Source organism: Streptomyces sp. SID14515 (genome assembly GCF_010548505.1).
GTDB lineage: Bacteria > Actinomycetota > Actinomycetes > Streptomycetales > Streptomycetaceae > Streptomyces > Streptomyces caviscabies.
Map to the genome: position 1 here is coordinate 105,024 of NZ_JAAGMH010000121.1, position 20,044 is coordinate 125,067.

Sequence of the window (20,044 nt, forward strand, 5' to 3'; positions counted from 1 at the left end):
CGAGGTCGGGCACTCAAGGCGAGGAGGCCCAGGGGTCGTCCGACGGTTCGGGCTCTTCGGGGTGGAGCATGCGGCGAATACAGCGCCGGAGTCCCGGTTCACCGGATCCGGCGGCGGCGTTCATCCACGGCAGGGCGTCCATGGCGTGCACGCGTTCATCTGTGGCGAAAGTGTCGATGGTCCGGTGGAGGTCCTCGGGGGCGGGCTCGTCCGTGAGGCAGAGCCAGCCGATCGCCGCGGCCAGGCGGACTTCGGGTGCCTCTGTCCAGTCCTGCCACCGCTCACGGAGCCACCGGACGGTCGGCGGATGTGCGTGGGCCCGGCGGGTCTCCGCGGCGGCAAGGAGCAGGGCGGCACGGACCATGGCGTCGTGCTCCGTGTCGAACCTGTCAGCGAGGCCGCTTCGGACCGTGTGGTCGGGGTCGGCGGCGGTGGCCAGAGCGTAGGCGGCGTCGATGCGGATGGTGGGGTCGGAGTCGTTGAGAAGGGGCAGGAGCACGGGTGCTTCGGCGGTGATCACGGCGCGGGCGGCGGCCACCGACCAGCCTGCCGGGTAGCCGGTCACCTCGACGCCGTAGCCGTCGTAGCCGCCGGGGGCGTGACGCCGAGGATCGGCGCGGTGGAGCAGGAGTTCATCGCGGGAGGCGACGCCGAAGTGCTGGGCACGGGCCGGGCCGGAGAGTACGCCGAGGGCGGCGGCACGGTGCGGGTGGTGGGCATCGGTGGCGATGGGGATCAGGAACGGTACGGCGAGGGCGACGGCGGCCCGGCTGTCGTTGGCACACAGGCCCCCCAGCACGCCCGTAGCGTGGCTTGCGGGGCCCTCGCCGGTGTGCAGCAGGTGAACGGCCTTCCGGGCCTCGTTCCCGTGAGGGAAGTTCCCCCACGGAACGGCGTCGAGAGGCAACCTGCCGTGGGCCCCGGACTGGATGCCGGCCACCACCGCCCGCACATCGAACGCGCCTCCGGCGAACGAGGCCAGATCCGCTCCGGCCACCAGCGCCTGGCACATCTCGAACGCCGGATCGGTCCGCCGATCCCTCACACCACACCCCCGCCTCTGCGCGGCCGTCGTCGGCCGCCTCACCTTCAACGAACCGGCCAAGGCCGGCGGACCACCGCAGGCTCTTGCTCGACGGCCCGCCGCCCTCCGGCGCGGACGGCCGTCGCCGGTACGCACTTCCTGCGCTCGTGAGTACCGGCCAGTCCTGGGTGCTTCTGCCTCTACCAGGCGCTCCAGAGCACACCATGACGGTGGCGGACCGGCGGTATGTCCGCGTCGTCAAGGTCGTGGCCAGCTCGGTGCAGCCCGCGGATCCGCTGGGCCTCCAGTCGCCCCTGGAGCCGGGCGCGGCCCTCGGCTGACGCGATCTCGCCGGAGAACGAGCCCTTCCTGCAGTACAGCACCATCCACTGCCAAGAGGTGATCCGGCGCAGCGTCTTCACCGGGGCAGGGCGACGGCCTTCACGGGCTGCTTGGGCCAGTTCAGCGTTCGCGTAGCGCAGGTCGTACAGGAACGTGGACTCCGACGCGCCCTCTCGGCGGCGGAGCCGGCTGGGAGTCGTGCGGACAGTTCGGGACATCAGGAGCCTCCGTAGGGCCCTCCGGGCTTTCCAGAGGTACCTACGGCGGGTGCGTAGTGGTCAGCACAACCCAGCTCTCTTCGTCGGGCGGGACGATCTGCCGGCAACACAGTAGCCGCGCGGAGATGTGGAGCCGAGGTGCCGCCGACCGGCACGTGCCGCTCGGTCGGCTACGACGTCGGGCCCAGGATCATGAGCATGTTGGGATCGGACACGGAGACGAACCCGACCTTGGCGTACAGCTCGTGGGCGTCGAGCGTGGCGAGGAGAGTCCGCTTGAGCTCGTACGGGGCGAGGTGGTCGCGGACGGCGGTCGCCAGCCGTACGCCGAGGCCCCGGCCGCGATGCGCCGGGTCCACGTAGACGTCGCAGAGCCAGGCGAAGGTCGCCCGGTCCGTGACGACCCGGGCGTAGGCGACCTGCGTCCCGTCGCCGTCGTACACACCGAAGTTGAGCGACCCGCGCATCGACCGCTCGACGAGGTCACGGCTGCGGCCGAGCGCCCAGAAGGCGTCGGTGGAGAGCCAGTGGTGTACGAGGCCGATGTCGATGCGGTCCGGATCGGTGTCGACCTCGTACCCGTCCACGAGGCCGACGCTCTCCGGGTGTTCCTGGGAGCCGTGGGTGCCTTCGCCGCGCGTGGTGGTCGTCATGGGCCGGATGGTAGTCGCGGAGCCCGCCGGACCGCCTGCCGGACCGCCTGCCGGACCGCCCGCCGGACCGCCCCGCCTCGTCAGCGCCGGTCAGCGGCTCGAAGGTGTTCCTGGAGGTAGGGGTCGTCGAGACGGGCGTCGGTGACGCGGTCGCGCACATCGGTGAGGAGCCAGCCGAGTAGCTCCGTGCCGGCGTCGTACTCGTCGTAGAAGCCCATGGCCAGGTCGGTGATCTCGAACTGGAACATCACGCCGTCGACGAGGTCTTCCAAGTGCGCGTCGGCGGCCGGGGTACGGGTCGCGGTCCAGGTGTTCAGCCAAGGACGCAGGCCGTTGGTGGCGACGGTGAGGAAGCCGAGGACTTCCCGGACGGGTACGGGGCCGGGATGGGTGCGCAGCGTGCTCGACCACCAGGTGGACCAGAAGGTGCGGAGAGCCTCGGTCAGCGGCGCGTCCCAGGTGGTCCAGCCCGCCTGCACCAGGCGGGAGGCGATGAGCTCCTCGTCGACATGGAGCCGGCCGGTGACGAGGGCGCGGATGATGCGCGGGAGGAGACGGCGGTAGAGACGCGGGAAGTCGTCCCAGTGATCGGGCACTTCCGCGGCGACCGAGGACACCAGGCTGTCGGGTATGAGGTGCGCCGGCCCGGAGAGTTCGGCGAAGTCCTGCTCGTCGTAGCAGTGGGTGCACCCTGTGACGCGGAACGGCTCTTCCGAGGCGAAGGCCTGGTCCAAGTCGTCGAGTGCTGTGGCGAGTTGTTCGGAGCAAGGCATAAGGACCTGCCGGGGGACTCCGTCCGGGCGACCGGCGAAGATCGCAGATTATCAGGGCCCGGTCAGGCCGCGGAGGAGTGCTTGACCCTCACGTGGCGTGATGCCACATAGTCCGTCCCATGGAGGAACACCTGATCGTGGGGCGCGTGGCCGGGCTGGCCGGTGTGAGCGTCCGCACGCTGCATCACTACGACGAGATCGGCCTCGTGCGGCCGTCCGAGCGGACAGCCGCCGGGTACCGGGCCTACACGGCCGGCGACGTGGAGCGGCTGCGCGAGGTGCTCGCCTATCGGCGGCTGGGCTTCGGGCTGCGTGAGATCGCGGATCTCGTCGACGACCCGGACACCGACGCGGTCGCGCACCTGCGCCGGCTGCGCGGCCTGCTGGTGGCCCAGCGCGACCGCGCCGACGGCATGGTGGCGGCCATCGACAGGGAACTGGAGGCACGGGCCATGGGGATCACGACCACACCGGAGGAACAATTGAAGGTGTTCGGCGCGCAGTTGTACGAAGTCATCGGGTCCGCCTATCCGGCGACGCGACGTACCGATCCGCGGATCGCCGCGCAGGTCTGGGACGCGCTCGGGGACGCCCGGACGGTACTGAACGTCGGGGCCGGCACCGGTTCCTACGAGCCCCGCGACCGTGACGTCACTGCGGTGGAGCCGTCGGCGGTCATGCGGGCGCAGCGTCCGCCGGACGCGGCCCCGTGCGTGGCCGCCGCCGCGGAGAGCCTGCCGTTCGAGGACCGGTCCTTCGACGCCGCGATGGCGTTCAGCACGGTGCACCACTGGCAGGACCCGATCGCGGGCCTGCGCGAGATGCGGCGCGTGGCCCGCCGCGTGGTCGTGTTCACGTACGACGCGAGCACGACCGGGTGGCTCGAACGGTTCTGGCTCACCCGCGACTACCTGCCCGAGTTCGCCGACCTCCTCGTCGACTGGCCTTCCCTGGCCGATCTGACGCGCGCCATCGGCGGTCGTGCGGAGCCGGTGCTCATCCCCTGGGACTGCGCCGACGGTTTCTTCGAGGCGCACTGGCGGCGGCCCGAGTCCTACCTGGACGAACAGGTGCGCCGTGCGGTGTCGGTGTGGACCCGAGTCGGGCCGGAGGCCGAGCAGCGGGCCGTGGACAGCCTCCGCGACGACCTCTCCTCCGGCCGATGGGCCGAACGCAACCGTGACCTCGTCGCCCTCGACAGGGCAGAGCTGGGGCTCCGCCTTCTCGTCGCCTGACCGAGCGGACGACGAACGAGCTGTCTCAGGCGGCGGCTCGGGTGTGTTCCGCGCGGCAGTCGCGGCAGTCGCGGCAGTGGCCGGGGGTGGGGGAGCGGAAGGCCCGGTCGCAGTCGTCGCAGGTCTGGAACGGTGTGACGGTGACGCGGGGGCGGGCGGGCGTGGGGATGCCGTGGATGCCGGGGAGCGGTGGTGGGAGCAGTTCGGTGAGCCGGTACTTGAGGAGTTTGGCGGGGTGCTTGAGCGGGCGGGGCGGGTCGTAGGTGAGGGCGTGGCGCATGGCGTCGGGTTGGGCCGCGCGTTCGAGCCAGGCCGCGACTCCGGGGACCAGTCGGCGGACGTCGTCCTCGGAGAGGACGAACTGGGGTGCGTGGCGGCGTAGATCGCTGAGGAACGCGGTGGCCGCGCGGGCGAGTTCCGGGGTGAGCTCGCTGGGCCGGGGGAGGGGCCGGGGCGGCGGCTTGGGCGCGGTCGGGGGCGGTACGAAGGGTGGGGCCGGCGGAGGAGGCGGTGACAGCGGTGACAGCGGTACGGGCGGGGCTGCGGGCGTCTCCGTGTCCGCCTCCGGTGGCGGGGGCGCGGGCAACTCGGCAGGTGTGGCCCGTTGTTGTTGTTGGACTGCCGGGCGAGGCCGTAACAGCGCGGGCGGCTGGTTGCAGAAGACCGTGCGGGTGACGATCCGGCCGCTGGGCTGACGGACCCGGGCCCGTTGCAGGTAGCCGTGGGCTTCGAGTTCGCGCAGGGCGGCGGCGATGCGCTTCTCGCCTTCGCGGCAGTGGGCGGCGAGCGCCTTGATGCCGACCTTGGTTCCAGCGGGGAGCGACTGGATGCGTACGGCGATGCCGACTGCGGTGCAGCTGAGGTCGGGGTGCTGGGCGAGGTGGTTGCCGACGACGGTGAAGCGGTCGGTGTGCGGGATCGCGATGTGGATCACGCCGGAGGTGGGGAGAGGTCCGGGAATCTCCGCCAGGGCGCGGGTGAGGGCAGTATTCTGCTGGGTATCCATCGGGGAAGCGGCTTTCTTCCTTGGTGGCCAGGCCCTCGGTTGGGATTGCACTCCCGGTCGGGGGCCGACGTATGTGCGGTGTGGTGCTGGCGTGAGCATATGCCGGGCAACCGGGCCGAAAGCGAGCCGAGTTGGCAAACCTCACCCGTGTGGGTGACGTGCCCGCAGGTGCCCAAGGGGGTCGGTTGGGTGGGGTTATTTCTCTTGTTTCTTTGATGGGTTGATGTCGCGCTTCAGTGGGTCGCGGTCGGGCGCGATCCGGTCGCGGGTGTGTCGTGGCGTGTCGGGGGTCTACCGGGTCGCGGGAGGGCGCGACCCGGCGGGAGCCGTCACCGTACGAGGTCGATTTCCGCCCATACGGTCTTGCGAGGAACGGGGTCGGGCGGAACGCTGCCGCCGTGCGTGTCCGTGGCCTCGATCCGTAGCCTGCTTCCATTGAGCCGGCCGGATACGCCATCGACGGGGAACTCTGGACGGACCCCACCAAGACCTTGGTGAGTGTCGCCGCCCAGTGCCAGGACACAGGACACAGGATGCAGTAGCGGGGCAGTGGCTGCGGCACGGTCCGTCCGGGCCAGTGCGCCGCATCCGGCGAGTAGCTAGGCTTCCCGGACCGCTACGGAAGGTGAGCACATGGACGCCGAACAGGCCCGCCAGGTCGGCAGCGTGTTGCGGCGGTTCGGTATTCCGGGCGTCGTCGCCCCGGAGAACCCCGAGAACCTGACAGGCCCGTGGCGAGTGTTCGATCAGACCGACCCGGCAACCCGCAAGGACATCACTGCGGACGCATTGGCGGCTCTTGCGGCACTGCTTCCCGCGTCCACTCCCGACCCTGCCCCGAAGAGGCAAGGGCGGCCGACACGAGGGTTTGTGTTGCCTCCGAAGAACGACGAGGAATAGCAGCGCAGCCCCGGACAGGCCTCGTCCGTGTGTTGCTTCCGTGGCACATGGTCGGGGCCTTTCAGCGCCCCGACCGCACAAGCCCCTCCTGGCTCAGCCCCTCCCGCCGTACCCGTTGAGCAGCGGGCGGTCGAACGGACAGAAGCCTCAACTCGTGTGCAGCATCAGCCCGATGCCGACCACCATCAGCCCCGCCGCCGCGATCCTCGGAGCCCCGAAGCGCTCCTTGAAGAACAGCGTGCCGATCGCCGCGCCCACGATGATCGACGACTCGCGCAGCGCCGCGATCGGGGCCAGCGGGGCCTTCGTCTGGGCCCAGAGCACCAGCCCGTACGCGGCCACCGAGAGGGCCGCGCCGAGCAGGCCGCGTACCGCGAAGGGCCTTAGCTGCGGGAGGAGTTCGGCGCGGCGGCGGTAGTACGCGTACGCCGGGATCGCCAGGCCCTCCAGGACCATCAGCCACGCGACGTAACCGAGCGGTGTGCCCGAGGCGCGTACCCCGACGCCGTCGACCGTCGTGTACCCGGCGATGGCCAGGCCCGTGCCGAGGGCGGCCACGATCGCAGGCCAGTGCGGGCGCTTCCCGGAACCCCGGATGCCCCACAGCGCCAGCCCGACCAGCCCGGCCGAGGCCACCGCCACGCCCGCCGTCGCCCAGCCGTCCGGACGCTCGCCGACGAACACCGCCGCCAGGACCGTCACCACCAGCGGGGCCGTGCCCCGGGCGATCGGGTACATCTGGCCGAAGTCGCCCAGCGTGAACGAGCGCATCAGCAGCATCATGTACGCCACGTGCAGCGCGGCCGAGACCAGGAGGTACGGCCAGGCGGCCGCCGCCGGGAACGGGGCGAACAGGGCCATCGCCACACCGATCAGCAGGCCGCCGCCGGAGATCAGCGTGAAGGACACCAGCTGGTCCTTGATCGCGTGGGCGATGGCGTTCCAACTGGCGTGCGTGACGGCGGCTATGAGGACCGCGAGGGCGACCAGGGGGGTCACTTGGCGGACTCGCGCACATCCGTGACCGTCGCGCCCGCGTGGGCGATCAGCGTTTTCGGGTCGAGCGGGAACACCGTGTGCGGGGTGCCCGCGGCCGCCCACACCACCGCGTGGTCCAGGAGGCGTCGATCGGCCAGGACACGGGTCTTGGTGGCGTGGCCGAACGGGGGTACGCCGCCGATCGCGTAACCCGTCGTCTGCCGGACCAGGTCCGCGTCCGCCCGCTTGACCTTCTGCGCGCCGAGTTCGCGGCGTACCAGCTCGACGTCCACCCGCGACGAGCCGTCCATCAGGACCAGCACGGGCACGCCGTCGGCCGTGAAGACCAGGGACTTGACGATCTCGCTCAGCTCGCAGCCGATCGCCGTGGCCGCCTCCGCCGCCGTACGGGTCGCGTCCGGGAAGCGGCGCACCTCGACCTGGAGGCCCAGTTCGGCCAGCGCCTCGGCGAACCGGGGGTGGGCGTGGGAGACCTGGGCGGCGGCTGCGGCGGGAGTGGTTTCGGTGGGTTCGGGTGTGCTCATGGCTGCACGCTAGCGGTCGGTGCAGTATGCATGCGAGCGGGTTCCGGGTAGTGGGCTCACCCTGCCGGATGCGAGCCCGGGGTGTGGCCGAAGGTGCGGCGGAAGACGTCTATGAAGGCGCTGGTGGACGACCAGCCGCACTGATGCGCCACCGCGGTCACCGGCGTCCGCTCGGTCAGGAGGATCAGGGCGTGGTGGAGGCGGAGCTGGGTGCGCCACTGCGGGAACGTCATGCCGAGGTCGCTGCGGAACAGCCGGGACAGGGTCCGGTCGCTCGCCCCGACCTGGCGGCCGAGTTCGGCGAGCGTACGGCCGTCGCCCGGGTCGGCCTGGAGGAGGGCGCACAGGGCGCGGAGCAGGGGTGCGGTGGGCGTGGGCAGGTGCAGCGGCTGCTGCGCGGACGCCCGCAACTGGTCGAGGAGGACCGCGCGGAGGCGGGCCCGTTCGGGGCCGTCGTCGTCCTCGGCGCGGGTGTAGGCGATGAGCAGTTCGCGCACCAGCGGGCTGACGGCGAGCACGGTCGGTGCGTCGAGGCCGAGCGGATTCTCGGTGACGGGCAGCCCGACCAGATGCAGATCGAGCTCGCCGTACGCCCGGTGCGCGTGCACGACGCCGGCGGGGACCCAGATCGCGCGGGTGCCCGGGGCGACCCAGGACCCCGCGTCGGTCGTGATGGTCAGGACGCCGCGGCCCGCGTAGACGATCTGGTGGTCGTCGTGCCGGTGGGCGTCGATCGAGCCGCCGGGAGCCAGTCGACGTGTACGGGTCGGGGCCACGGGGTCGTGACGGACGGCGGCCGGGGGGATGTCAGCCGGGCGTACGGCGGCGTGGTCGACGTCAGCGTGGCGGATGTTCGGCATCACCTGGCAGTTTATCGAAAGCGCGACAGCCCGCCCCGGCCGGACCATGACGGCATGCGAAGGAACACGCCGATCGTTCTGCTGTCCGTGGGCCATGCCTGCGTCGACGTCTACCAAGGCTGCGTCGCGGCCCTGGTGCCGTTCTTCATCGCCGAGCGCGCCTACTCGCTCGCGGTCGCCTCGGGCATCGTGCTGGCCGCCTCGCTGCTGTCCTCGGTGGCGCAGCCGGTGTTCGGAGTGCTCACCGACCGGTGGGCTATGCCGTGGCTGCTGCCGGTCAGCACGCTGCTCGGCGGTGTCGGCATCGCGCTGAGCGGGCTGAGCGGCTCCTACCCGCTCACCCTCGCGTTCGTCGCGTTGTCGGGCATCGGGGTAGCCGCCTACCACCCCGAATCGGCCCGTGTCGCCCGTATCGCCGCCCGGGGCAGCCACCGGGCGATGGGCTGGTTCTCCATGGGCGGCACGATCGGCTTCGCGCTGGCCCCGCTCATGGTCGCCGCCGCGATGACCGCCGGTGGGCTGCGCTGGACGCCCCTGCTCGTGCTGCCGGCCCTCGCCGGAGCCGCGCTGTGCCTGCCGGTGGTGCGCGTCCTGCAACAGCGGCAGGCCGCCGAACCCGCTACGAAGCCGCCGGCCGGGAGCGACGACGTCGCCTCCTTCGTGAAGCTGTCGCTGGCCGTGGTCTTCCGGTCGATCGCGTTCATCGGCCTGAGCACCTTCATCTCGCTGTACGCCCGCCAGCGCCTGGGCGGCGGTACGGCCGTGGGCACCGCGGCCCTGACCGTGCTCTACCTGGGCAGTACGGTCGGCTCGGTGCTCGGCGGATCCCTGGCCGCCCGGTGGGACCGGGTGGTGGTCGCGCGCTGGTCGTACCTGATCACGGCCGTGTCCGTCGCGGGCGTGGTGTGGGTGCCGGGACCGGCCTTCTACCTGTTCGTGGCGCTGACCTCGGCGGGCCTGTACGTGCCCTTCTCGCTCCAAGTGACGCTCGGCCAGGACTACTTGCCCTCCCGGGTCGGCACCGCCAGCGGGATCACGCTCGGCCTGACCGTCAGCATCGGCGGCCTGGCCAGCCCGGCCATCGGCGGCCTCGCCGACGCCACGTCCCTGCGGACGGCCCTGGCACCGCTGGTGCTGATGCCGTTGCTGAGCTGGCTGTTCTTCCGGACCTTGCCCGAACCGGGCGTGCCGCGGGCGGAGTTGCCGGGGGCCGCGGCCGTCGCGGGTTCCGGGGGCGGGGCGGCGAAACCTGGGTGACCGGGGCGGCGGGGTGCTTCTACCGCCGCCCCTCGGGCGCTGGGGCCCAGGGCTGCTATGCGTCGCATTTCTGTTTGACGAGTTCCGGTACATAGGAACGGAGGAACGCGGTGATCTCCGCGCTCTGGTCCTCCGTGCTCTTGGCACGGTGTTCCGGACTGCCGATGACTACCTTGGTGACGAGATAGCTCTCACCGTGTCCCGTGCACGGGATTTCCATGAGAGCGCCATCTTCGGCGATTTGCAGTTGAGAGGTTCTCTCGAGTGTCTCAGACTTCGGGTTTCTGAGATGGAGAGAGCCATTATCCGCCAGGTCGGATATATCGATTCCTTGGCCGACCCGTTCGCTCGCCACCTGCAGGACGAGATTTTCGTCGACTTTTATGTTGCATCCCCACGACGTGGCGGATCCAGGTACATGCGGTAGGTTCTTCAGTTCCATCCCGGGCGGCAGGAAGGGTTTGATGGTGTCAGGCTCGACAGCAGTTCCGCAAATGTCTTGCGGTGTTTCATATCCGTACGGTTCTCCTGCCGAGCAACCGGCAACAGCTGCGGTCAGCAAGCATGCGGCGGCTGTGGTGACGGCCCGCTTCACCCTGATCATGATCCCTTGCCCGCCAGTCCTCGAGCTGTAGCGCTTCCCTGGCTGGCGGCGTCATCCATCTTGTCGGTGATCACGTAGATACTTTCGGTGGAGTGTGGGTTGGCCTGGGACCAGGTTAAGTGGGTCAACCGGACAGAAAGCACGTCCTGATAGTTGAGCATCGTTCTCCTGAGTCGAAGGGGGTGGGCTCTGCGGGGTCCCGGCCAGGCGGCGCACCCTCAGGAGATGAGCGATGGAATCTCTCCGGGATCGGACTCCACGGTGCAGAGGCCCTGCCGCGGCGTCGCACTGTTCTCCGGGGGCGGCCCAATGTTTGCGTGGCCGAACACCAGGGGGTGAAGGTGAGCCTGGCCGTGCGCGGCCGGCCGGGTGAGGTGCCGGTGGAGGTACGCAGGGAGCTGATCGACCCGGTGGCGGTGACTCTGGGCCGTACCCGCTCGACGGCGCGGGTGACCGTCGTGTGGACCCCTCGTACCGTCCGGGTGAGCGTGGTGAGCGTGGTGGGCGTGGACTGCGCGGACGACCGCGGCACGGCAGCGGCTGTCCCGTCGCACAGCGGCCCCGGGGACCCGGACGTATCCGTGGTAAGAACCAGACTCGGTGAAAGTGTGTGGGCAGAAGCGAGTTGGAGCAGACCGGCATCATCAGGAGTTGACCTGCCATGAGCATCGACGCACCGGTCGGCGTGGTCGTCATCGACGATCATCCCGCTATCCTCTCGGGCGTGGAGATGTGGTACAGCGCTTCGCCGCGGCTCATCACCGTGGTCGCGGCGGGCGCCTCCGTGCGGGAGGCCTGGACCGCCCCGGGCAGTACGGCCGATGTGGTCGTCCTGGATCTGCAGCTGGGCGAGACCGTCCCCGCCTTCAGCAGTCTCCGGAGGCTTGTCGACGCCGACCGCCCGCAGCTCTCCACGCGCGAGGAGAACGTGCTCATCGAGTGGTTCCAGTCGGAGTCGAAGGAGCTGGTCGCGCAGCGCCTCGGCATCTCCGTACGGACGGTCAACTCGTACCTGGACCGCGTGCGCATCAAGTACGCGAACGTCGGCCGCCCCGCACGGACCAAGGCGAGCCTGGTGGCCCGGGCGGTCCAGGACGGGCTCGTCGACGTGGACGACCTCTGAGAGGCTGTGAAACCCGGATGCCCCGGGGCGGCGGCGCTTCTACGCTCGCCCCATGGACATGGGGGAGCAGGGCGAACAGCTGCTGAACGTCGTCGATGTCGAGGCGACCTGCTGGGAGGGGCAGCCGCCGCCCGGGCAGGTGAGCGAGATCATCGAGATCGGTCTCACCGTCGTCGACCTGCGCGCGGGCGAACGGCTCGCCAAGCACCGCCTGTTGGTCCGGCCCGAGCGCTCGACGGTCAGCCCGTTCTGCACGGAGCTGACCGGGCTGACGCAGGCGGAGGTGGACGGCGGCCTGCCGTTCGCCGAGGCCTGCCGGGTGTTGGCCGCCGAGCACCGTACGGGGCTGCTGCCCTGGGCCAGTTGGGGCGACTACGACCGTAAGCAGTTCGCCCGTCAGTGCCGGGCGACGGGTGCGGAATACCCCTTCGGGCAGCGGCATACGAATGCCAAGGCCGCCTTCACCGCCGCGTACGGGCTGAGCCGCCGGCCCGGTATGGCCCAGGCCCTGACGGTGGCCGGCCTCCCGCTGGAGGGCCGCCACCACCGGGGCGACGACGACGCGTGGAACATCGCCGCCCTGGTGCTGGACCTGGCGGGGCGGGGTGAGTGGGCGGCCGGTCAGGCGTGTCCTTTCCGGACAGACCTCCCACACGGTTTCAGGAGGAAGGAAGAACCGTGGCCCGAGCCTGCTGGATGATCTCCTCATTCTTGGCCGAGGCCTGAACCAGCTCGGCGGAATGCTTCTTGATCAGTTGCTCCTGAACTGCCTTCTCCGACGTGAACCAGATGTCGATCAGGCTCGTCTGCTCCTTGCACTCCACCTCCGAGGCTGCCAGGTGGGTTTCGTCCACACCGGATTCACCCTTGGTGGGGTCGATGAGCTCGCCCGCCTCCCAGATGGTTTTGACCGAGTACCCCTTGCCCTTCATGCAGGTTGACCATCGAGCCATCGCTTCGCGGACTTCTGGCGATCCCTGTGATTGTTCGAAGCTCTTTATGGACAGTTCTTCGACCAGGTCCATGTTGGAGTTTCCGACGGTCCGCTGGACCTCGCCGATACACCCGTTCTCGGGCAGCGACCTGCCCTTCAGCTCCTTCGCCCTCTCGCCCGTGTTCGACTTTCCGGTCAGGGCGACCACGGCCTCGGGAGTTTCTTGGCCGGCTATGTCCTGAGCGCCGTTACGCTGGCTGCGCGCCGGGAGCTGGTATCCGTTCTGTGCCGCCTGCGAAGCGTCGCTCAGACCGTAGCGACGTTGCATGTTCGATGAGTTGCTGCTCAGCGGGGGATTGGAGCCGATGGTCTCGGTCTTCCAGCCGGGAAATCCGAGCCGCTGCATACAGGAGAGCTCGACCGTGTCTCGCGCCTCCTGGATCAGCATTTCATCGGCATACGAGATCATGAACTTTTCCAGGGGAAGCTGCTTCCCTTTCACCAGGCCGCTGGTGGGCACTTCCGCCGGCCAGCCCTGGCGCTGCACGAGAGGACCGGGCGAGCTCGGAGAGCCGGCCGCCCCAACGGTGGACGGGGCTGCCGAAAGCTCCTGTGCCCCTTGCTGGCCACATCCGACCAGGGAGGCGGAGAGCAGAGCGATCGACGAGATCGAGAGAATGCGAATGATCTTCATGACTACAGCCTCTCGCTGCTTGCGTTCTGGTTCTTGAGGGTCGCAGACAGGTTCTCGTTGTTTCCGGACTCAATCGTCTGGTACGGGCCCGCGTAGGACGTGTTGAAGAAGACCCGATGGGATCGGCTGTCGGCATTGGATCCGCCGGCGGCGTTGTTCTTCACGCCGTCGCCGAGTCCACTGTTGTCGCAGCCGCTTCCGTTGACGAGTGTTATTCCGTTGTTCGCGAACTGGTATCTGACGGTAACCACCGAACTGCCGTTGGGTGAGTACTGGTAGCCGGTGTGCGAATACTCCGACTTGTTGGTCAGGAAGCATCCGGTGCGAAAGAATCCGCCGCTCTGGAGGCTGTTGTACATGATGCCGAAGCATCTGGTACTCGAACTGCATTCGTCATTCGTATAGACGGTCTGGGCGCTGGCGGGTGTCGACAGGGAGACGGAAGCCGCGAAGGCGCCTGCTGTGACAGCGATGATCCTGAAGGCTTTGTTCATGATGCTCTGGACTTTCTCTTGGTGAGATGCAAGTCAAGCAGCGAGTCGCCGCGAGGGAGATCCCCGGGGCGTTTTATGGGCGGAGCATAATTCGACCCCGAGTTAAAGGTCCAGGCCTATGGGCTGCGCATCGGGTGGCCACTGTGTGGTTAATTGCCCAAAGTGGACAGTGACATGCATCACGTCCACTTCTGTGTGTGGTTTCGCGCAGTCGATATCGGGAGCCGAAGAGGCTTCACCGTGAACAATGGCTGCGAAATGGCAGCCGTGAGGCGGGCTGGTTCCGGGTGAGCGCCGCGGCGTGCCGCCGGCGGCTTCTCCTGCTCACCCGGAACCCACGCCTCAGCCGCCCGCCTGCAGCACCTCCGCCACGACCGGGCCCGCCGCGTCGGCGCCGTGGCCGCCGACCTGGACGACCGCCGCCGCGGCGAGGTCGTTGCTGAAGCCGGTGAACCAGCTGTTGGAGGTGTCCTGCCCGTCGACCTCTGCCGAACCGGTCTTGGCGCCCTTGTCGCCGCCGACCGCGCCCATCGCCTTCGCGCCGGTGCCCCAGGCCGCCGTGGCGCGCATCATCGTGTTCAGCTGCTGGACGACAGACGCGGGCAACGAGCGCGAGGCCTTCGCCAGCTCCCGGTTGTCCAGGGACTGCGGGACGATGATCGGCTGCCGGAAGGTGCCGGTGCGGGCGGTCGCGGTGATGGACGCCATGTTGAGGACGTTCATCTGGACGGTGCCCTGGCCGATGTACTGGGCGGCGGCTTCGCCCTCGACCTCCTCCGGCACGCTGCCGTCGGACGACACGACACCGGTCTTCCAGTCCAGGCCGATCCCGAAGACCTCCCGGGCCTCCTTGGCGAGTGCCGAGTCGTCGTCGACGTCGTCGATCATTTTGATGAAGGCGGTGTTGCAGGACTTGGCGAAGCTCTGCGTGAAGGTCGAACCGTCCGGCAGCGAGAAGCGGCCCAGGTTCTCGATCGTGCGGGTGTAGTACCTGACGTCCGGCGGGCACTCGGCTGCCCCGTTCGCGGTGACGAGGCCCTTCTCCAGCAGCATCGCCGCCGTCATGATCTTCAGCGTCGAGCCGGGCGCCTGCTTGCCCTCCAGTGCCACGTTGAACTCGGTCACCGGATTGTTGGCCACCGCGCGGATCGCCCCGGTGGACGGCTTCACCGCGACCACGGAGGCCTGCTCGAACTTCTTCACCGCCCGCTCGGCCGCCGCCTGGGCGCCCGCGTCCAGCGTCGTCTGCACCTTGCCGGGCCTGCCCTTGGCGAGCGTCACCAGGCTGATGTCCGGCTGGGCCTCGTCGGCGGGCTCGATCCAGGTCTCGATGCCGGCCGAACCGCCCGACGTCTCACCGTACTTCTTGCGCAGCGTGTCCAGGATCGGCCCGAGCGAGGGGTATTTCTCCTTGGTCAGCACCGTTCCGTTGCGGTCGACGGCCTCGATCGTCGGCGTCGAGGACTCGCCCGTCTTCAGCGTCGCGCCCTCCGTCAACTGCGGGTGCACGACCGTCGGAGCCCAGTCGACCAGCGCCTTGCCCGTCGTCAGACCGCGGACGACCGTCAGTTCCGAGGCGTACGACAGGGGCTTCGACCTGCCCTCGTACGAGATGGTCGCCTTGACCGTGTAGGGCACCTTCGTGCCGGTCGCCGGGCCCGGGGTGATCTTCACCTTGCCGATGTGGGCGTCCTCGCCGTACGAGGCGAGCACCGGCTCCGCGCCCGACTCGTTGTTGGTGAGGACCGCCGCCGCCGACGCGTCCCCGGCCGCCCACGCGTCGAAGAAGCCCTTCGACGTCTCGGCTATCTCCTCCGCGCTCGGCGGTCCTGACTTCACCTTCGACGACTCGGACGCGCTCTGCGTACCGCCGCCCCCGTCGCCCGTGTCCCCGAGCACGCTGTACGCCCCGTAGCCGATCCCGCCGGCCACCAGGACGAACGCTCCGCCGATCACGGCGACCTTCGCTCCACTGCGCATCTCGCAGTCCCCCTCCCCAGGAGAGCCCCTTGAACATGTTCAAGGGGCAACTGTGAGGAAGACTAAAGGGCTGTGGCGGATGGTGAGGGCGTTGTTACCGGACCGGAATGCTTGGCCGGAAAGCGCTCTCCGCGGTGTCGCGAAGGACCGGCGTGGGCAGACTGGCGGGGAAACGCACGGGGGAGCGAGCGTCGGGGGGCGTGCGGCATGGGCATACACGGGTGCGCGGCGGTGGACCGGTGACGGCGTATCACATCAAGCATCTGCCGCCGGAGATCCTGCCCGACGGCGGTTCCGTCACCTGGTCCGTGGCCGGAAACGGCACGGTCTCCCGGCTGTCCGGCGGGGTCGCCGTCTGGCCCGTGGCCGAGGCCGAACGGTGGCGGAAGGCAGGAGTTCCGGCCGTGCTCGCCCCGGTCCTGGGCGGCTGGATCCTCGCCGCCCTGGTGGTGGCGGCGTACGTCCTCCTGTTCGGGATCGCGGCCGGGGCCGGGGTCTGGGGCGGCGGACCCGGGAACGGGACGGACTGGTCGCGGTATCCGGGCGTGGTCCTGCTGACCGCGCTGCCCTTCTGGTACCGGTACGTTCCGGTCGCGGCCATTTTGGCGGCGCTGTACGTGGCCGTGGAGGCGGGCCTGTCGACGGCCTCGACCGGAGCCTCCGGCGGCGCGGCGACGGCCGGGCGGCTGGTCGTCCTCACCGCCTGCGCCATGGCGTTCACGGGAAGCTGCCTGCGGCTGTCGGCCCGCCGCCGACAGCGGGCCCTGGCCCTCGCATCGGCCGGAAAGCGACGCTTCCCGCTGCCCGAGCGCGTCCCGGAATCGGACGGCTACCGAGGCCACGCGCAGGTGTACCTCGGGCTGGCGCTCTGCGTCGTCGCCGCGGGCATCCTCGCCGACGGCCTGGTCGAGGACCTGACCTCGGGCGGCATCGCGTACGACGCCGTCGGGCAGCAGCGCATCGGCCTGGTGCTCCTCGTGGCCGGTACGACCTTCGGCGGCTGGGGCCAGCTCGCCTACCTGGCGGCGCGACGGCTGTACGAGAAGGAGCAGCCGGCCCTGATCGTGGGCGTGCGCGCCGGGGCGGACGGACGCCACTGGATCTGCGCGGACGCCCGCACCCGCGCGGCGCGGCCGCTGATCGCGTACGTCCCCCGCGACCGCGACACCCGGAACATGACACGGCTGCTCGGCAGCGGTTCGGCGTACGGGGTGGGAAACGGGCACCACGACATCGACCCGAGGCACGAGCCGTTCGAAGTGGTGCTGTACGGAACCCTCGCGGAGGGCGACGAGGTCGTCCTCGAATACGCCTGCGCCGAATATCACCGCTACCAGGACACGGGCCGGATGTCCGCGACGGTGACCACCGCCCCGCTCCGCCCGGACCGGCGCCACGGGCTGAGCCCCTGGGAACCGGCGGACGGCCCCGCCCGGCAGCGCGAGCGGCTCCGCGAGGCCCAGGAAGAGGCGGCGCGCCGACGGGCGGCGGACGAGCGGGCGAGGCGCGAGGCGGAGGACCGCCGCAAGAACCCGCCGCGCACCTCGTCGACCCGTAGCACCCGGCGCGACGACGACCGGAGCAGGAACCGCTGCGGCTCCGGCTGCGGGTCGAGCTGCGGCGGCTGCGGGGGCGACTGAGGCCGGGCGCGCCCGGCCACCGAGCCCGGGCGATCCCCGTAGCGCCGTCAGTGAGCCCGGGCCGCCCCCGCCCCCGACCGCGCCCGCTACTGCGCCCAGTCGAAGACGCCCGACTCCAGGTCGATCTGCGCGTTGCCGCCGCCGAGGTTGAACCCACCGACGCCGTCCTCCAGCTCGAACACGTACGGCGTCAGCCCCTCCGGCAGCCCCTGGCAGGGCATCACCGTTCCGCCGAGGTGCGAGATGCCGCCGACGGACGACCAGAACGCTTCGAGCTCCTCGTCGTCCGAGGACCAGGCCTCCACATAGCCGCCGGCGCCGTCCTCCGCCGGGGCTATGCCGGTGTTCGGGTCGCCGGTGCGCTCGCCGATCCACACCGTGGTCTCGGGTGCGCTGTCGTCCCAGGCGTTCTGGCCGCGGCTGTACTTGTCGCCGAGCCCGTCCGGCCGGATGTCGGCCGGGGGACCGATGCGCGGCGCGGCGAACTCCTCGGCGGTGAGCCAGATGAGCGCGTGCGTGCCGCCGATCATGTCCTCCAGGTCCTGCTGCCGGGGATGGCGAGCCGCCGCCGTCGCGGCCACTTCGGCGAGGAACGGATCGGCGGCCTGCTCCGCGGTGGGCTCGGCACCCGCCAGCAGCTCGGCGACGCCCTCGATGTCATCGGCGACATGGTCGTCGGCGTGGAAGAGGGCGACGGCCACCAGGTCCGCGCCCTTGCGCCGGTAGTCCTCCGGCAGTTCGAGCGTGATGATGTGGGTCATCGGCAGCCCGGTGACGGGACTCCGGGGCCAGGAGGCCGTCCCGATACCCGGCGCACGACCACCGCACCACCCGGCGACGCGGGCCCCGGGCAGATCGATCTCGATGGTCTTGCCGGGCCGGACCGACAACTCGTCCGCGGATTCCCCGAACCCCAGGTCGTACGCCTTCACCTTGTTCCTCCCGTTCGACTGCGACGGCGCTCAAGGTACGCGAGGGGGGTCGTGGTCCGCCGTCCCGCTACACCCAGGTGTCCAGCCACATCCGGTCCCGCCACAGGTCCTCCGGGATCTGCGTCCCCGTGTACAGCGGCCAGAAGTAGATGAAGTTCCAGATGATCAGGAGCACCAGCACGCCCACCGCGATCGCCCCCAGCGTGCGGCGGCGTTCGCCGGTGGGGTCGTGGGTGGTGAGGCCCAGTTCGGCGCGGGTGCCCGTGTCCGTCGCCGGGCCCAGGATCGCGCCCAGCATCATCGTCACGGCCAGGCAGAGGAACGGGACGAACACCACCGCGTAGAAGAGGAAGATCGTGCGCTCCTGGTAGAAGAACCAGGGCAGCCAGCCCGCCACCACACCGCAGGCGATCGCGCCCGCCCGCCAGTCGCGGCGGAAGAACCAGCGCCAGACCACGTAGGCGAGGGCGAAGCACGCCAGCCACCACAGCAGCGGGGTGCCGATGGCCAGGACCTCGGCGGCGCACTTGCCCGTCGACGACTCCTTGCAGCCCGTCTGCTCCTCGTAGAAGTACGAGACGGGGCGGCCGAGGACGAGCCAGCTCCAGGGGTTCGACTCGTACGTGTGGCCCGAGGTCAGGCCCACGTGGAAGTCGTACACCTGGTTCTCGTAGTGCCACAGGCTGCGCAGCCAGTCCGGCAGCCAGCTCCAGGAGGAGTCCTTGCCCTCGGTGGCCGCCCAGTTGCGGTAGTAGCCCTTGTCCGTGACGATCCAGCCGGTCCAGGACACGACGTACGTGACGATCGCCACCGGGACCGTGGAGAAGAAGGCGGGGATCAGGTCGCGGCGCAGCACCGCCTGATACGGGTGGACAGCCCCTGCCGTACGCCGCGCCCCTACGTCCCACAACACCGTCATCAGGCCGAACGCCGCCAGGACGTAGAGGCCGTTCCACTTCGTGGCGAAGGCCAGGCCCAGCATCACGCCCGCCGCCAGCCGCCACGGCCGCCACCCCAGGCGCAGGGTCTCCGCGATCCGGGCGTCCGGGCGCAGGACGCCCTCCTCGTCCTCCGGCAGCGCGTCGGAGAGTCTGCGCCGGGCGTGGTCCCGGTCCACCACCAGGCAGCCGAACGCGGCCAGCACGAAGAACATGACGATCAGGTCCAGCAGCGCGGTCCGGCTCATCACGAAGTGCAGCCCGTCCACCGCGAGCAGCAGGCCCGCCAGACAGCCCAGGAACGTCGAGCGGAAGAGGCGTCGGCCGATCCGGCACAGGAGCAGGACGGAGAGCGTGCCGAGCACCGCCACCATGAACCGCCAGCCGAACGGCGTGAAGCCGAACAGCTGCTCACCGAAGCCGATGATCCACTTGCCGACCGGCGGATGCACCACATAGCCCGGGTCGGTCGGGATCGGCACGGAGGACGGGTCGTTCAGGATCTGCTTGTCGACGTCCTTGGGCCAGGACCCCTCGTACCCCTGGTTGACCAGCGCCCACGCGTCCTTCGCGTAATACGTCTCGTCGAATATCACCGCGTGCGGCTGGTCCAGCTTCCAGAAGCGCAGCAGGCCCGCGACCAGGGTGACCAGGAGGGGGCCGCCCCAGCCGGACCAGCGCACCAGGCGGTCCGCCAGGTGCGGCGGGATCGCGAGCACCGACCACATCTGCCGCCCCGGCCGGGTGTACGGCGGGTCCAGCCGGTCGCGGAGAGAGGTCTCCGGGCGCGGAACATGGCCGAAGCGGCGCAGCCGCCGTTGCCAGGAGGTCGGCTGTTCGCCGAGCGGGTCCCCGGCGTCTTGGCCCCGCTGGGTCTCGGGTGCGGTACTCGTCACCGCGCCATCGTAGGGAAC

21 protein-coding genes and 1 pseudogene are annotated in these 20,044 nt (G+C 70.1%); 6 read left to right on the top strand and 16 right to left on the bottom strand.

The window, feature by feature from the left end:
• Nucleotides 1–13: 13 nt before the first annotated feature.
• The 4 genes from G3I54_RS29070 to G3I54_RS29085 all read right to left on the bottom strand — a co-directional run bounded on the left by G3I54_RS29070 (nt 14) and on the right by G3I54_RS29085 (nt 3,010).
• Complete coding sequence (locus tag G3I54_RS29070; protein WP_343240456.1) at nt 14–1,045, bottom strand: hypothetical protein; 1,032 nt, start codon at nt 1,043–1,045, stop codon at nt 14–16.
• Nucleotides 1,046–1,224: 179 nt separating this feature from the next.
• Nucleotides 1,225–1,584 carry a hypothetical protein gene (locus G3I54_RS29075; RefSeq protein ID WP_164618717.1) on the bottom strand — a complete coding sequence of 120 codons (360 nt, stop codon included), beginning with the start codon at nt 1,582–1,584 and terminating at the stop codon, nt 1,225–1,227.
• Nucleotides 1,585–1,754: 170 nt separating this feature from the next.
• Nucleotides 1,755–2,237 carry a GNAT family N-acetyltransferase gene (locus tag G3I54_RS29080; RefSeq protein ID WP_203687323.1) on the bottom strand — a complete coding sequence of 161 codons (483 nt, stop codon included), beginning with the start codon at nt 2,235–2,237 and terminating at the stop codon, nt 1,755–1,757.
• Between the two features lie 80 nt (nt 2,238–2,317).
• Complete coding sequence (locus tag G3I54_RS29085; protein ID WP_164618719.1) at nt 2,318–3,010, bottom strand: hypothetical protein; 693 nt, start codon at nt 3,008–3,010, stop codon at nt 2,318–2,320.
• A 119-nt stretch (nt 3,011–3,129) separates the two neighbouring features.
• On the opposite strand from G3I54_RS29085, the gene G3I54_RS29090 reads away from it, so the two are divergent.
• Nucleotides 3,130–4,245, top strand: coding sequence for a MerR family transcriptional regulator (locus G3I54_RS29090; RefSeq protein ID WP_164618721.1), 1,116 nt, complete (start codon nt 3,130–3,132; stop codon nt 4,243–4,245).
• Nucleotides 4,246–4,270: 25 nt separating this feature from the next.
• On the opposite strand, the gene G3I54_RS29095 is transcribed toward G3I54_RS29090, so the two are convergent.
• Entirely contained in the window at nt 4,271–5,251 is a 981-nt protein-coding gene (locus G3I54_RS29095; RefSeq protein WP_164618723.1) for a hypothetical protein, read from the bottom strand.
• Nucleotides 5,252–5,580: 329 nt separating this feature from the next.
• Nucleotides 5,581–5,703, bottom strand: a pseudogene (locus G3I54_RS39810) (ATP-binding protein); the annotation flags it as partial.
• Between the two features lie 181 nt (nt 5,704–5,884).
• Between G3I54_RS39810 and G3I54_RS29100 the strand changes: the two are divergent.
• Nucleotides 5,885–6,151 carry a hypothetical protein gene (locus G3I54_RS29100; protein ID WP_164618725.1) on the top strand — a complete coding sequence of 89 codons (267 nt, stop codon included), beginning with the start codon at nt 5,885–5,887 and terminating at the stop codon, nt 6,149–6,151.
• Between the two features lie 147 nt (nt 6,152–6,298).
• On the opposite strand, the gene G3I54_RS29105 is transcribed toward G3I54_RS29100, so the two are convergent.
• Genes G3I54_RS29105 through G3I54_RS29115 form a run of 3 tightly spaced genes read right to left on the bottom strand, consistent with a single transcriptional unit; the run spans nt 6,299 to nt 8,582 of the window.
• Nucleotides 6,299–7,150 carry a DMT family transporter gene (locus G3I54_RS29105; RefSeq protein WP_164618727.1) on the bottom strand — a complete coding sequence of 284 codons (852 nt, stop codon included), beginning with the start codon at nt 7,148–7,150 and terminating at the stop codon, nt 6,299–6,301.
• Nucleotides 7,147–7,674 carry a YbaK/EbsC family protein gene (locus G3I54_RS29110; RefSeq protein ID WP_164618729.1) on the bottom strand — a complete coding sequence of 176 codons (528 nt, stop codon included), beginning with the start codon at nt 7,672–7,674 and terminating at the stop codon, nt 7,147–7,149. Before G3I54_RS29110 ends, G3I54_RS29105 begins: the two co-directional genes overlap by 4 nt.
• A 56-nt stretch (nt 7,675–7,730) precedes the next feature.
• Nucleotides 7,731–8,582, bottom strand: a complete 852-nt coding sequence (locus G3I54_RS29115) for a helix-turn-helix transcriptional regulator (protein ID WP_203687324.1) — start codon at nt 8,580–8,582, stop codon at nt 7,731–7,733.
• Between the two features lie 6 nt (nt 8,583–8,588).
• Here G3I54_RS29115 and G3I54_RS29120 point away from each other — a divergent pair, with 6 nt between their 5' ends.
• Nucleotides 8,589–9,791, top strand: a complete 1,203-nt coding sequence (locus G3I54_RS29120; RefSeq protein ID WP_164618730.1) for an MFS transporter — start codon at nt 8,589–8,591, stop codon at nt 9,789–9,791.
• A gap of 55 nt (nt 9,792–9,846) precedes the next feature.
• On the opposite strand, the gene G3I54_RS29125 is transcribed toward G3I54_RS29120, so the two are convergent.
• Together G3I54_RS29125 and G3I54_RS29130 are read right to left on the bottom strand one after the other, a co-directional pair.
• The gene (locus G3I54_RS29125; protein ID WP_164618732.1) at nt 9,847–10,395 is read right to left on the bottom strand and encodes a hypothetical protein; all 549 of its coding nucleotides are present in this window, start codon (nt 10,393–10,395) and stop codon (nt 9,847–9,849) included.
• Entirely contained in the window at nt 10,392–10,556 is a 165-nt protein-coding gene (locus G3I54_RS29130; RefSeq protein ID WP_164618734.1) for a hypothetical protein, read from the bottom strand. Before G3I54_RS29130 ends, G3I54_RS29125 begins: the two co-directional genes overlap by 4 nt.
• 500 nt (nt 10,557–11,056) lie before the next feature.
• Between G3I54_RS29130 and G3I54_RS29135 the strand changes: the two genes are divergently transcribed.
• Nucleotides 11,057–11,518, top strand: a complete 462-nt coding sequence (locus tag G3I54_RS29135; RefSeq protein ID WP_203687325.1) for a LuxR C-terminal-related transcriptional regulator — start codon at nt 11,057–11,059, stop codon at nt 11,516–11,518.
• Nucleotides 11,519–11,570: 52 nt separating this feature from the next.
• The gene (locus tag G3I54_RS29140; protein ID WP_239144635.1) at nt 11,571–12,218 is read left to right on the top strand and encodes a 3'-5' exonuclease; all 648 of its coding nucleotides are present in this window, start codon (nt 11,571–11,573) and stop codon (nt 12,216–12,218) included.
• Here the strand turns inward: G3I54_RS29140 and G3I54_RS29145 are convergent.
• The 3 genes from G3I54_RS29145 to G3I54_RS29155 all read right to left on the bottom strand — a co-directional run bounded on the left by G3I54_RS29145 (nt 12,178) and on the right by G3I54_RS29155 (nt 15,620).
• Complete coding sequence (locus tag G3I54_RS29145) at nt 12,178–13,146, bottom strand: hypothetical protein (protein WP_164618736.1); 969 nt, start codon at nt 13,144–13,146, stop codon at nt 12,178–12,180. The genes G3I54_RS29140 and G3I54_RS29145 overlap by 41 nt on opposite strands.
• A 2-nt stretch (nt 13,147–13,148) precedes the next feature.
• Entirely contained in the window at nt 13,149–13,640 is a 492-nt protein-coding gene (locus G3I54_RS29150; RefSeq protein ID WP_164618738.1) for a hypothetical protein, read from the bottom strand.
• 342 nt (nt 13,641–13,982) lie between these two features.
• On the bottom strand, nt 13,983–15,620 hold the full coding sequence (locus G3I54_RS29155) for a penicillin-binding transpeptidase domain-containing protein (RefSeq protein ID WP_164618740.1): 1,638 nt from the start codon (nt 15,618–15,620) through the stop codon (nt 13,983–13,985).
• Between the two features lie 239 nt (nt 15,621–15,859).
• Here G3I54_RS29155 and G3I54_RS29160 point away from each other — a divergent pair, with 239 nt between their 5' ends.
• On the top strand, nt 15,860–17,260 hold the full coding sequence (locus tag G3I54_RS29160) for a hypothetical protein (protein WP_164618742.1): 1,401 nt from the start codon (nt 15,860–15,862) through the stop codon (nt 17,258–17,260).
• 86 nt (nt 17,261–17,346) lie between these two features.
• Here G3I54_RS29160 and G3I54_RS29165 read toward each other — a convergent pair whose 3' ends face one another.
• A complete protein-coding gene (locus G3I54_RS29165; RefSeq protein WP_164618744.1) occupies nt 17,347–18,192 on the bottom strand; it encodes a hypothetical protein in 846 nt (281 codons plus the stop codon).
• A 67-nt stretch (nt 18,193–18,259) separates the two neighbouring features.
• Nucleotides 18,260–20,026, bottom strand: coding sequence for a phospholipid carrier-dependent glycosyltransferase (locus G3I54_RS29170; protein WP_164618755.1), 1,767 nt, complete (start codon nt 20,024–20,026; stop codon nt 18,260–18,262).
• Nucleotides 20,027–20,044 lie beyond the last annotated feature (18 nt).